10 protein-coding genes and 1 pseudogene are annotated in these 13386 nt (G+C 62.3%); 9 read left to right on the top strand and 2 right to left on the bottom strand.

The features are described from left to right. Window positions 1-117 precede the first annotated feature (117 nt). The 7 genes and pseudogenes from benA to ABWI03_RS03455 all read left to right on the top strand — a co-directional run. Complete coding sequence (benA, locus tag ABWI03_RS03425) at window positions 118-1515, top strand: benzoate 1,2-dioxygenase large subunit (protein ID WP_166812004.1); 1398 nt, start codon at window positions 118-120, stop codon at window positions 1513-1515. Window positions 1516-1526: 11 nt separating this feature from the next. Further along, window positions 1527-2036, top strand: coding sequence for a benzoate 1,2-dioxygenase small subunit (gene benB, locus ABWI03_RS03430; protein ID WP_095971974.1), 510 nt, complete (start codon window positions 1527-1529; stop codon window positions 2034-2036). A 31-nt stretch (window positions 2037-2067) separates the two neighbouring features. Then, window positions 2068-3621: a benzoate 1,2-dioxygenase electron transfer component BenC gene (benC, locus tag ABWI03_RS03435; protein WP_353798689.1), complete on the top strand. Its 1554-nt coding sequence runs from the start codon at window positions 2068-2070 to the stop codon at window positions 3619-3621. Beyond that, window positions 3618-4400, top strand: coding sequence for a 1,6-dihydroxycyclohexa-2,4-diene-1-carboxylate dehydrogenase (locus ABWI03_RS03440; RefSeq protein ID WP_298776920.1), 783 nt, complete (start codon window positions 3618-3620; stop codon window positions 4398-4400). Before benC ends, ABWI03_RS03440 begins: the two co-directional genes overlap by 4 nt. A gap of 44 nt (window positions 4401-4444) precedes the next feature. After that, window positions 4445-5830 (top strand): MFS transporter, encoded by a 1386-nt coding sequence (locus ABWI03_RS03445; protein ID WP_298776918.1) that lies wholly within the window; start codon window positions 4445-4447, stop codon window positions 5828-5830. After that, the gene (locus ABWI03_RS03450) at window positions 5827-8529 is read left to right on the top strand and encodes a helix-turn-helix transcriptional regulator (protein WP_298776916.1); all 2703 of its coding nucleotides are present in this window, start codon (window positions 5827-5829) and stop codon (window positions 8527-8529) included. The genes ABWI03_RS03445 and ABWI03_RS03450 overlap by 4 nt, the downstream gene beginning before the upstream one ends. Before the next feature lie 4 nt (window positions 8530-8533). After that, window positions 8534-9586, top strand: a pseudogene (locus ABWI03_RS03455) (benzoate/H(+) symporter BenE family transporter); the annotation flags it as partial. On the opposite strand, the gene ABWI03_RS03460 reads toward ABWI03_RS03455, so the two are convergent. Further along, window positions 9576-10067, bottom strand: a complete 492-nt coding sequence (locus tag ABWI03_RS03460) for an alpha/beta fold hydrolase (protein ID WP_353804320.1) — start codon at window positions 10065-10067, stop codon at window positions 9576-9578. The pseudogene ABWI03_RS03455 and the gene ABWI03_RS03460 sit on opposite strands and share 11 nt — an antisense overlap. A gap of 152 nt (window positions 10068-10219) precedes the next feature. Here ABWI03_RS03460 and aztD point away from each other — a divergent pair, with 152 nt between their 5' ends. Then, complete coding sequence (gene aztD / locus ABWI03_RS03465) at window positions 10220-11467, top strand: zinc metallochaperone AztD (RefSeq protein WP_298776914.1); 1248 nt, start codon at window positions 10220-10222, stop codon at window positions 11465-11467. A gap of 275 nt (window positions 11468-11742) precedes the next feature. Here aztD and ABWI03_RS03470 read toward each other — a convergent pair whose 3' ends face one another. Then, window positions 11743-12210, bottom strand: a complete 468-nt coding sequence (locus ABWI03_RS03470) for a VOC family protein (protein ID WP_124569560.1) — start codon at window positions 12208-12210, stop codon at window positions 11743-11745. A 102-nt stretch (window positions 12211-12312) separates the two neighbouring features. Here ABWI03_RS03470 and ABWI03_RS03475 point away from each other — a divergent pair, with 102 nt between their 5' ends. Continuing rightward, entirely contained in the window at window positions 12313-13287 is a 975-nt protein-coding gene (locus ABWI03_RS03475; RefSeq protein ID WP_060937865.1) for a helix-turn-helix transcriptional regulator, read from the top strand. Window positions 13288-13386 lie beyond the last annotated feature (99 nt).

Raw genomic sequence — 13386 nt, forward strand, 5'->3', positions numbered from 1 at the left:
GATGTCAAGGTGAATTCAGTACCGGACGCAGCCCCGTCCGGAAAGCGGGTCCCACCGACTTGTCCGACAGCCCTCGGATTTCTTCGGCAGGCGCCCACTCTCATCTGGAGGACACCCATGACGGATATGTTGGACGCTGCCCGCGCCGCCGATCAGTTCGCGAACATCCGCGCTGCCCTCGACGACGCACTCGTCGAGGACCCCGAGACCGGCCGCTACCAGGTGCGGCGCAGCGTATTCACGGACGAGCAACTGTTCGACCTCGAGATGACCCACATCTTCGAGGGCAATTGGATCTACCTCGCGCACGAGAGTCAGATCCCGAACGTCGGCGACTACTTCACCACCTACATGGGCCGCCAGCCCATCGTCATCACCCGCAACAAGGACGGCGAGTTGGGTGCGCTGATCAACGCGTGCAGCCACCGCGGCGCGATGCTCTGCCGCCGCAAGACCGACAACCGAACCACCTTCACGTGCCCGTTCCACGGCTGGACCTTCAACAACAGCGGAAAGCTCCTCAAGGCCAAGGACGCTCGCACCGGCGGCTACCCGGATCAGTTCAACAAGGACGGCTCACACGACCTGACCAAGGTGGCGCGGTTCGAGAACTATCGCGGCTTCCTCTTCGGCAGCCTCAACCCCGACGTGCTGCCGCTCGAAGAGCACCTCGGTGACACCACCAAGGTCATCGACATGATCGTCGATCAGTCACCTGACGGTCTCGAAGTTCTGCGCGGCGCTTCCACCTACACCTACGACGGCAACTGGAAGCTGCAGACCGAGAACGGTGCCGACGGCTATCACGTGTCGTCGACGCACTGGAACTACGCCGCGACAACCGCTCGCCGCACCGCCGGTGAGTCGTCCAACGAGACCAAAGCCATGGATGCCGGCACCTGGGGCAAGCAGGGCGGCGGTTACTTCTCCTACGACTACGGCCATCTCCTGCTCTGGATGTGGTGGGGCAATCCCGAGGACCGTCCCCTTTTCGAGCGCAAAGCAGAGCTGGAAGCCCAGTTCGGTTCCAAGAAAGCCGAATTCATGGTCGGTGCGTCGAGGAACCTCTGCCTGTACCCGAACGTCTACCTCATGGATCAGTTCAGCAGCCAGATCCGGCACTTCCGTCCGATCTCCGTCGACCAGACGGAGGTCACTATTTACTGCATCGCCCCTAAGGGAGAGAGCGCCGACGCTCGCAGCAACCGCATCCGCCAGTACGAGGACTTCTTCAATGCCAGCGGTATGGCCACCCCGGACGATCTCGAAGAGTTCCGTTCCTGCCAGAAGACGTACCAGGCGGCCGGCGCGCCGTGGAACGATCTCAGCCGTGGTGTCGCACACCAGATTTCCGGTCCGAACGAGGTCGCGAAGGATCTCGGCATGAATCGCGTGCTCTCGAGCGGAGCCAAGACCGAGGATGAGGGCTTGTATCCCATTCAGCACGGATACTGGCGCGACGCAATGCTCGCAGCAGTCGACGCCGAGCAAGCAGCTTCTACCCGGACGATCTGAGGACGACCACCATGACTGTCACCATCACCAATGCCGTTGCCCTCGAAACAGTGCAGCAGTTTCTCTACCGTGAGGCTCGCTATCTGGACGATCGTGAGTTCGAGAAGTGGATCGAGTGCTACCACCCCGATTCCGAGTACTGGATGCCCGCGTGGGCTGACGACGGCGAACTGACCACGGACCCGCACGCGGAGATCTCCCTCATCTACTACCCTAATCGTGGCGGTATCGAAGACCGCGTGTTCCGCATCAGAACGGACCGTTCCAGCGCGACAAGTCTTCCCGAGCCCCGCACCGGCCACAACATCACCAACGTGGAAGTGGTCGAAGAGCGCGGCTCCGTGGTCGACGTCCGCTTCAACTGGTTCACGCTGTACTTCCGTTACAACACCGTCGACACCTACTTCGGCACCTCGCATTACACGATCGATTTCTCGGGCGAGCAGCCGTTGATCATGAAGAAGAAGGTAGTCCTCAAGAACGACTACATCCATCACGTGGTCGACATCTACCACTTCTGACACGACTTCCCTTCGAATCGAGCTGTTTCCCATGACTATTCAAGCTGCGCCGACATTTCAGGTAGCCCTGAGTTTCGAAGACGGCATCACCCGCTTCGTCGAATGCAACACCGACGAGACCGTCGCGGACGCGTCGTACCGTGCACGAATCAACATTCCGCTCGACTGCCGCGACGGAGCCTGCGGTACCTGCAAATCGCTGTGCGAGTCAGGAACTTTCGACGCCGGCGACTACATCGACGAAGCACTCACCGAGGACGAGGCCAAGCAGGGATTCTGTCTGCCGTGCCAGATGGTGCCGGAATCGGATCTCGTGCTGCAGATTCCCACCACATCTGCGGTTGCCAAGACCGCTGCCGGTTCGTACACGTCCACGATCACCGAGATCATCCGTCATTCGGATTCGACGGTGGGTTTCACCGTCTCGGTCGACAACCGCGCAGATCTGGTCTTCCTCCCCGGCCAGTACGTGAACATCCTCGTTCCCGGAACCGAAGCGACGCGGTCGTACTCGTTCAGCACCGGTCCCGAGGTCGAGTCGGCGTCGTTCCTGGTCAAGATCACCCCCGGTGGGCTGATGTCCGACTATCTCAGTCAGCGGGCGCAGGTAGGTGACACTCTCGAACTGACCGGACCGATGGGTAGCTTCTTCCTCCGGGCAGGTCAACGGCGAGCCCTACTGCTTGCCGGCGGAACCGGCTTGGCCCCGCTGCTCTCCATACTGGAGAAGATGCGTACCGAAAGCTCCACTCGGCCCGTTCATCTGGTCTACGGCGTCAGCTCCGACACCGATCTCGTCGAGCTCGACAAACTGCATGACTACGCGCAGTCCCTACCCCAATTCACCTTCGACTACTGCGTATCCGATCCCGACAGCACAGCACCCAACAAAGGCTATGTCACCGGCTTGATCGAGGCCTCTCACCTCGACGACGGCAATGTCGACGTCTACCTGTGCGGCCCGCCGCCCATGGTCGAAGCAGTACGCCGGCACTTCAAGGAAGTCTCGATCACACCGACGAACTTCTACTTCGAGAAGTTCAACAACGCGGCAGCACCGGCTGATTCACCGGCAGCCTCGACCGAAGAATCTGCAGCCGGCACGTACGAGATCGGCGAAGAACACCTACCGGTCGCGAAGTCGGACGCCCAGTTCGACGCCCGGATGGCACTTGAACTCGGAGCAATGGAACTCACGATCGGTCGCCTCACTTCGGCACAGTTGACGGAGTACCGCATTCTGGCGGAGAACTCGGCTGCTTCGATCGACCGTGATCGTTTCACGGATGCAACGGCATTCACCGAAACCAATGCTCTGTTCCACGACTTCCTCTTCCGCTGCACCGGCAACGAAGTACTGCTGCAGGCATACCACCGCCTCGAGGTCACGCAGTTGATGAACCGTGTGCTCCGCACCGCCGATTGGGTGGACGAGCATGTCGCGGAGGATCACTCGAGGATCGTGCGCGCATTCGAGCAGAATGATCGCGCTGCGGCACGCGAGCTGATCGTCCAGCACAGCGAACACGCAAAGTCGACGATGCGCCGAGCCATCACCGACGCTCGGGAACGTGTGGCGTCGTGAGCACCCGATTCTTCGCCGGACGGTTCGACGACCGCGTGGTGGTCGTCACCGGAGCAGCTCAGGGGATCGGGCGCAGCGTAGCCGAAAGAATTTCCGCCGAAGGAGGTTCCGTCGCACTGGTGGACCGGGCAGAACTGGTCCACAACATCGCGATACCGTTGAAACGATCCCATTCGGTGACGGCGGACCTCGAGACGTTCGAAGGAGCCCAACACGCAATAGATTCCGCGTTGGAGCACTTCGGGCGCATCGACGTCCTGGTCAACAATGTCGGCGGGACCATCTGGGCCAAACCCTACGAGTACTACACGCCGGAGCAGATTCAATCAGAGGTCACACGATCGCTGTTCCCCACTCTGTGGACGTGTCGAGCGGTGCTGCCCCATCTGATCGAGCAGGCGAGCGGCACCATCGTCAACGTCTCCTCGGTCGCCACCCGCGGCGTCAACCGTGTTCCCTACGCGGCGGCCAAGGGCGGAGTCAGCGCGATCACCGCGGCCTTGGCAATGGAGGTCGCGCAACACGGAATACGGGTGGTGGCAACCGCTCCCGGCGGAACCGAGGCGCCACCACGCGTCGTGGCACGCGGACCGGGCGCCGAGACCGACGAGGAGAAAGCCTGGTACCAGCAGATCGTCGACCAGACCGTCGACTCGTCGCTGCTCAAGCGTTACGGCACCCTGGACGAACAGGCTGCCGCCATCACTTTCCTTGCCTCCGAAGAGGCTTCGTATGTCACCGGAACGGTCCTTCCCGTTGCCGGTGGCGACCTCGGCTGAATCCAGCCTCCCCCGATTCCTGATCTCTCGAACGGAGATTCGCCATGTCCTCGATCGATCGTGGTTCCTGGGCCAGTGCCCGCCATCGCTCGTCAGTGTTGTGGGTGGTCACCATCGCCGCCATTGCCATTCTGTTCGACGGATACGACCTGGTCGTGTACGGCACGATCCTGCCGGTCCTCATGGACGACCCCGGCCATATCGGCACCTTGACCGCATCTCAGGCGGGCGCATTGGGTTCGTACGCCCTCGTCGGAGTGATGGTGGGCGCGCTGACGTGTGGAGCGATCGGTGATCACTTCGGTCGCCGAAAGATGATGCTGATCAACATCATCTGGTTCTCTGTCGGAATGGCACTGGCAGCGTTCGCCACCAGCATCACCACCTTCGGTCTGCTGCGGTTCTTCACCGGCATCGGGGTGGGTGGACTTGTCGCCACCGCCGGAGCCATGATTGCCGAGTTCGCACCGCCGGGACGCCGCAATCTGTTCAACGCCATCGTCTACAGCGGTGTCCCGGCCGGTGGCGTCATGGCTTCCGTCCTGGCGATCGTTCTCCGCGATTCCATCGGATGGCGCGGACTGTTCCTCATCGGCGCTCTGCCATTGATCTTCCTGTTTCCCCTTGCCTGGTTCAAACTGCCCGAGTCTCCCGCTTGGCTTCTTGCTCGCGGACGTGTCGAGGAAGCTCGCGCCATTTCCTCGCGAACAGGAATTCCGTTGCCTGTCAGTGCAGATCGACCCAACGACGCCGTAGCCGAGAAGGTCGGGTTCCGAGCGTTGGCGAGCAGACAATATGTCTGGGGCACCGCGCTTCTCGGCCTCATGAGCTTCGCCGGCCTCCTCCTGACCTACGGACTCAACACCTGGCTGCCCAAGATCATGGAAAATGCAGGTTACAACGCGAAGGGTTCCCTCTCGTTCCTGCTGGTACTCAACGGCGGCGCCATCATCGGCGGACTTCTCGCCTCCAAGATCGCGGACGTCACCGGTCCGCAGCGCGTTGTCGCCACCACCTTCGGCCTGGCTGCACTTGCCCTGCTCCTGTTCACTTTCGGATTCCCACTTCCCGTGCTCCTTGCCTCTGTTGCCATCGCCGGCGTCGGCACCATCGGTACTCAGGTCCTGATCTACGGATTCGTGTCCAACTACTACTCGACGGCCGCTCGGGCCGCAGGTGTCGCGTGGTGCGCCGGCTTCGGGCGTCTGGGCGGAATATTCGGGCCACTGATCGGAGGAAGTCTGATCAGCGCGGGGATCAGCTCGGAATCGGCGTTCTACGTCTTCGCCGGCATCGCGGTGCTGGGCGCCATCGTCACCTTCTTCGTGCCGAAGCAGACTCCCGACCCTGGCGCCGCTGCACTTCGAACCGATGACGACCGTGCCGAAAAGGAAACCCGTGGTGAGCCCGGCGTTACGGTAGTCGGGTGACACTTCGCGACCTGCTGCTCGGCCGAGAACGCGAGCTTGCCGTTCTCGGCCGAGGCTTGGCCGCGGCGGAGGCAGGAGTGCCGACTCTCGTGCTGGTCGAGGGCGACGCCGGCAGTGGTAAGTCCACTCTCGTCGACCGGTTCGCCGAAATCTCTTCCGCCCACACGCTCCGCCGCGCCCGTGGGTTGGAGTGGGAGTCGAACACCGACTTCGGGGTGATCGGACAACTACTCGAACGTCCGGTTTCGAATTCGGACCCGGTAGCCGTAGCGCACGAGATCATCGACGCGGCCGCACAACTGACCGTCGTCGTCGTCGACGACGCCCATCACAGTGATGTCAGCTCGCTTCAGGCAATCACCTCAGCCCTTCATCGAGGCCGAACGGCCCCACTGTTGTTCGTCCTCGTCACCGAGGAAACGCCGTTCCTGGGCGAGGAGGTCAGGAAGATTCTCGACCTGCACCGGTCGGCGCGCTTGCACATCAGCCCGCTCGACGCTTCCGTCATCATCGACATCGCACGGATGCGAAACGGAATCGACCTCAGTTCCGGCGTCGCGCTTCAACTTCAGGGTTTCACCGCCGGCAACACACTCGACGTCGTCTCGCTTCTCGACGAGCTGCCACCGACCTATTGGACCCGATGGCACCGAACCTTGCCGGTCCCTCGCCATCGATCAGTGTCGATCGCCGCCGCTCTCTCGGCATGTCCAACTGGAGCACGAACGTTGATCGAAGCAGCAGCAGTTCTCGGACGCAGCACGACGTTGTCACATCTTGCCCAGTTGGCCGAAATCGACGACGTGGTCGGCGCCTTGGACAGCGCCTTCGCCACCGGTCTCCTCACCGTCCACGAGCAACGGGGCAGCACCGAGGTGTCACTGAGCGGCCCGATGGTCACGGCGGCAGTACTCGCGGCCTTGGGACCAGCGCACTTGCATCGACTGCACATCCGCGCAGCCGACATCGCGTGGGGAGAAGGCGAACGACTTTTCCACCTTGCTGCTGCCAGTACCACCCACGACGAGGGCCTCGCCGCCGAACTGGTTACTTACGCGGCACTACGAGCATCCGAGGGCGCGTGGTCGGAGGTCGCCGACGCCATGGTCACGGCCAGCCGTCTCACCACGGCCCGACCCGAACACGAAGACCGACTGCTCCGCGGAGTCGACGCACTTACCGGATCAGGCGACATCCCCCGGGCCATGGTCTTCGCGCCGGAGATAGAAAGCATTTCGCGCGGGCCTCTGCGCGACGCCGTCCTCGGCTACCTCGCCATTCATCGAGGGCGTCCGACCGAGACTGCAGATCTACTGACCAGAGCGTGGGACAACTGCAGCGCGGATCGTGAACCAGGCACCGCTGCGATGATCGCTCAACGAATGGTCCTGCATTCCCTGGCTCGACTCGATGGCACAGCTCTCGTCGAGTGGGTGGACCGCGCAGTCGAATTGGTGGGCCCTTCGGATCCCGCAGCAGTGGAGTCCGAGGCGATCAAGGGTCTCGGACTCGGCGCCACCGGAAGGACCGTCGACGCACTCGCGGCATACGACGAACTGTCCGATCGCGTTCGCCCCGGAGCCCAGGCACAACGCTTCCAGATGGGACGCGGATGGCTCGAGCTTGCGTTGGATCACCCGGAGTCCGCCAGACGCGACCTCGAAAGCGCGGTGTCAACGGAGTTTTCCAGTGGTTCGGCGCGAATCTCACTGTGGGCACAAGCCTGGCTCGCCCGCACTCAATTCGCACTCGGCGCCTGGGACGAAGCGCTCTCGACGGTCGAGGGCGCCGCGGCCGAGGTGGATCGGTTCGAGATAGAGATCATCCGACCGTTGGTCCACTGGTCGGGAGCGCAGATTCACGCTCTGCGCGGCAACTGGGAACTGGCCCGTGACCATGTGCGACGCGCATACGCAGGCATTCACGCCTACGAGATCATGTACGTTCCTGCGCTTCTCGCCAGAGCACAGGTGGCTGAGGCAGCCGCCGACTACGCCGAAGTCCTGGTGGCACTGACTCCGCTCACCTCGAGCAAAGCACAACAATGGCTCGACGAGCCGGGCTTCTGGCCGTGGGTCGATCTCTACGCCAATGCATTGGTCATGGTCGGGCGAGTCGATGATGCCGACACCTTCCTACAAACACACGAGCAGACCGCGCGAGGTCGCGAGCACCGCTCCGCCGCGGCACGTCTCGGCTACGTTCGCGGCCGGATCCACGGCGCACGGGGTGAACTCGACTCGGCGAGAGAGGTTTTCGACGCTGCCTTGTTCAGCATCGAGACGCTGCCCCTGCCCTACGACCGAGCCCGAATCAATTTTGCCTACGGCCAGACTCTCCGCCGGGCGGGCAAACGCGCCGAGGCCGACGTCGTTCTCCGGGCCGCCCGCGAGCTTTATCACTCGTTGGGCGCCGCTACTTACGTCGAGCGCTGCGAGCGCGAACTCCGGGCAGGCGGGTTGAACCTCTCGCGAACGGAGAAGGGAATCACCGACCTGACCCCGCAGGAGCGAGCCGTAGCCGACCTTGTCGCAGCGGGCAAGTCCAACAAGGAAGCTGCCGGGGAATTGTTCCTCTCCGTCAAGACTATTCAGTATCATCTCACGCGCGCGTACGCCAAGCTCGGACTGCGATCACGGAGCGAACTCGCGGCATTGTTCCGCGATCGGGGGCTTTCGGATCCGCACCAGGAGAACTGAGAACATGTCGGATATTTCGACGACCGCGACCGTTCGCGTCGTTGCCGAGCCACTCCCCCAACCGCTCTACGGCCCGAGGCGGGTCTTGCGCGACTTCGGTGCGACGTCCATTGCCAACGGAGTCATCGGCATCGTCTTCTCGGCCACCGGGCCGGTAGCGGTCATTCTCGCCGCGGGATTGACGGGCGGTCTCAGTCAAGCTCAGTTGGCCTCTTGGCTTTTCGGCGCCTTCTTCGTCAACGGCATTTTGACCATCACGGCTTCCTGGCTGTACCGACAGCCACTGGCCTTCTTCTGGACGATCCCTGGAACCGTTGTCGTCGGAGCGTCATTGGAGCATCTGCCGTGGGAGCAAGTGCTCGGCGCCTTCTTCGCGACGGGTGTCCTGATCTTGTTGTTGGGATTGACCGGGTGGGTCACACCGATCATGGCCGCCTTACCCATGCCCATCGTAATGGCGATGGTGGCAGGCGTTTTCCTTCATTTCGGAACCGATTTGGTCGAGGCACCCGCCCACGACGCGATGATCGCACTGCCGATGATCGCCACCTTTGTCACTCTGAGCGTGTTCGCAAAGTTGGGAAGATTCGTTCCACCCGTTCTCGGCGCGTTGATCGTCGGTGTGGTCGTGATACTCGTGACTGGAAGATTCACCTCCGCCGGCAACGCTCACGAGTGGATGGCGCATCCGATGCCGACCACGCCGACCTGGTCCTGGCAGGCGATGATCGAACTGGTTGTACCGCTCGCGATCACAGTCGTCGTGGTGCAGAACGGCCAGGGAATCGCAGTCCTGCGAGCCGCCGGTCATCAGCCGCCGATCGGCACCGCGACTATTGCCTGCGGAGTGTTCTCCCTGGTGAACGCGGCGGTGGGGTGTATATCGACGTGTCTGACCGGGCCGACGAACGCATTGCTCACGGCGTCAGGAGAGCGGGCACGCCAATACACCGCCGGAATCTTCTGCGGCCTCCTCGCCGCCGCCTTCGGCCTGTTCGCCCCGACGTTCGTCGCGATGATGTTGGGAACTCCGATCGCATTCATCGTCACGCTGGGTCGATCCCGAGTTCATCGCACGCGAAGAACAATCTCGCAGTGCTCCTGTCCTCTCGCGAACTACTCAGGCAGGATTCCCCGTCTCCGGGTAGCGTCGCGGCCAGATAGACGGCCGCAGCAACTCTCTTCGGGTGAATTTCAGTCAGTTGTGCCGTCAGTGTTCCGCCCATCGAGTGGCCGACAAGTATCACTTCTCCAGGCAGTTGAAGCAGATCGGCCGATAGCTTGGAAAGCGTTGATTCCCAAGTTATTTCTCCATCTTTCGTCATGTCTCGACCCAAGCCTGGTTGATCGGTGGCCAGAGCTGTGTGCCCACGTCTCTCCCGCGCCTCGACCACATGGTCCCAGCACCAGGCTCCGTGTCCTGCGCCATGAATCAACATGAACTGCGTCATTGCTCCCCAGCTTTCGATCGACCGATGTGATCTACAGCATGTCCCTGCCGACATCCGTGCACTAATACCTAGTTGAACCAGCGCCATACCCAAATCGAACACACCTGCACCGAATATTCAGCGACCACACACCAGGCGATCGCCAGCGCTTTCTCGCCCTCTTGGCGGCCGTCCTGACATGCGAACATTCGCATACTCGACTTTGACAATCATTTACATTAAGCAGTAGATCTATACCCATGCACCTCAACACCCGCATGTCGCGGCGCCTCACCCTTGCCACATCAGTAGGCCTCTCACTCGCCCTCGTTACGGGTTGCTCGTCCGACAGCAACGACTCAGCCCAGTCCGAAACCACGACCACGACGTCGGCCGCACCCACCGAACAGGCCTCGGCAACACCGCGTCTCGCGGTGTCGTACGACGGTGGCGTCCTGGTGCTGGATGCTACTTCCCTCGACGTGGTCGGCGAGACCGAGATCGACGGCTTCACCCGACTCAACCCGGCCGGCGACGGTCGCCACGTCATGATCTCGTCGGGTGAGGCATTCAAAGTACTCGACACCGGCACGTGGTCCTCGGCCCACGGCGACCATTCTCATTACTACACAGCCGATCCCGCGATGTCCGAGGTCGAGTTCGCAGCCAACGAACCCGGACACGTTGTACGCCATGCCGGAAAGACAGTCCTCTTCAACGACGGCTCGGGACTCGTCGAGATATTCGATCCGGCGCAACTTGCAAAGCGCCAACCCCGCGTCGAGACGTACACCACCCCGGAACCCCATCACGGCGTTGCCGTCGCACTTGCCGACGGAAGCTTGTTGACGACAATCGGAAATTCGGAGTCCCGCAACGGCATTGCCGTCCTCGATGCCGACCGCAAGGAAATCCTGCGCAACGAACAGTGCCCGGGCGTCCACGGCGAAGCAGTGGCCGCAGGTGAAGCCATCGTGCTGGGCTGCCAGGACGGCCTGCTCGTGTACAAGAACGGAGCAATCACCAAAGTCCAGAGCCCCGATGCCTACGGCCGCATCGGCAACCAAGCCGGCTCCGAGGAGTCGGACATCGTTCTGGGCGACTACAAAACCGACCCGGATGCCGAACTCGAACGCCCGCAACGGGTCTCCCTGACCAACACGTCGACGTCGGAACTCAAGCTCGTGGACCTCGGCACCAGCTACACCTTCCGCTCACTCGGCCGCGGACCGCACGGAGAGGCACTGGTGCTCGGCACCGACGGCGCCATCCACGTCATCGACCCGAACACCGGCGTCGTCACCAAGAAGATCGCCGTCATCGACGCATGGACCGAGCCCACCAAGTGGCAAGAGCCCAGGCCGGCACTATTCGTGGAAGACCACACCGCGTACGTCACCGATCCCACGTCGAAGAAGCTGATCGCCGTCGACCTCGAGGACGGCAGCGTCCTGACCGAGACCACCCTCGATCACGCCCCGAACGAATTGACCGGTGTCACCGGCTGATCCCGGCGCTCACGTCGGCCAATCGAAGCCGTTGTCGCCCAACTCTGCCGGAGCTGGGCGACGAGCAGGACCACGACTGAGGGCGGCCCAAGTCAGAGTGGAATAACTCTGTGTAGAGGTTCGTTGTAGAGGGTGTCGGTGTTCGGTTCTTTGCCCCGGGTACCACCCCAGAAATGCCGCTTCGAGCGGCCACTTGCCGAGAGGCGCAAGACGGGCACCGACGCGCTGGAGCCGCCGGACACCTTTAGGTGCCGGCGGCTTCGCCATGGGAATGATCAGGCCGGGTTTTCGCCGGAAGCAACGTCGAGGATCCACGTCACCCCGAAGGCATCGGTGAGCATGCCGAAACCGGGGCTCCACGCCGCGGCGGCAAGACCCTCGATGATCGATGCACCAGCAGAGAGTTTGGCCCAGTAACTCTGCACCTCTTCGAGGGTGTCACCGCGAACCGAGACGAAGAACGGTTGGTCGGTGATCGTGGTGCCGTTCTCGCGGTGCGTCGTGCCGGCGTTGCCGGGCGAGCCTCCCGATTGTCCTGGGATGTCGTACGCCATTACGCAAAAGCCGTCCGTTGTCTCCACCTGGCCGAACACGACGTTCTCAGCGCCGGGCACCTCCTTGGGCATCCCGAAGTCGCCGTAGGTTGCGATCGTGACCTGTCCACCGAAGACGGACTGGTAGAACTCCAGCGCCGCGCGGGCGTCTCCGCGGAAGTTGAGGTGGGTCGTTGTTCTGATGCTCATGTCTGCTCCTGGTACGAACTTCGCCCGGGTTTTCCCTGGCAGCCTCAACTCTCACAGCTGTATAGGACTGTTTTCGTCCTAGACTCGTCGTAGTCTCACGGCATGGCGACCACCACTCGACTCTTGAATCTGCTGTCCCTCTTGCAAACGAGGCGCGACTGGCCGGGCGCTCTACTCGCCGAGCGGCTCGACATCAGCCACCGCACGGTCCGCCGCGACATCGACCGGCTCCGGGAGATGGGTTACAGCATTGCGGCGACCATGGGCCCGGACGGCGGATACCGACTCGACGCCGGCAGCGAGCTACCACCCCTGCTGTTCGACGACGATCAGGTCATCGCCTTGGCAGTCGCTCTGCAGGCGGCGACGCTGACCGGCGTCGGCATCGAAGAGGACGCAGTGCGTGCGCTGACCACCGTGCGACAAGTGATGCCGTCGCGCCTGCGTCATCGCCTCGACGCACTCACGTTCACCACGATTTCGACCGATTCCAGCGACGCAGACTCGGTGTCCCCTGAGGTGCTCGTAGCGATTTCCGCAGCGGTGCGCGCTCGCGAGGTGCTCCGCTTCGACTACTCGAACGGCCGCTCAACTGACAACATCGAAATAACACCCCCACGCCGCGTGGAGCCACATCATCTGGTGACCTCCAAGCGTCGCTGGTACCTCGTCGCGTGGGATCTCGAGCGAGACGACTGGCGAATCTTCCGCGCCGATCGCATCACCCCACGCATCCCGAACGGCCCGCAGTTCACACCGAAGGAGATCCCCGGCGGTGACGTGAGCGAATACGTGGCCGCGTGCTTCAAGGGATCGGAACATATCAACAAATGGCCGTGCCACGGCAAGGTCGTTCTCCATCGACCAGCCAGTTATGTTCTTCCCTTTGTCGAGGACGGCGCCGTCGAAGATCTTGGCCCCGACCAGTGCAGCCTCGAAGCCGGATCATGGTCCTGGACGGCGCTGGCAGCCTCCTTCAACCGATTCGACACCGACATCGATGTCGTCGGCCCGGCAGAACTGACCCACGCTTTCGCGCAACTCGCCGCCCGCAATGCCGCGACTGCTGCGAGTTAGTCAGTCGTCTCGAATGAGATCCAGGTCTCCAACACAACCGTGCGCTCGTGAGTTCATGTAGGTTTCAGTCCTCAGAGGACCTGAGGACTTGAAGACCTG

Source organism: Rhodococcus baikonurensis (genome assembly GCF_040489275.1).
Lineage (GTDB): Bacteria > Actinomycetota > Actinomycetes > Mycobacteriales > Mycobacteriaceae > Rhodococcus_F > Rhodococcus_F baikonurensis.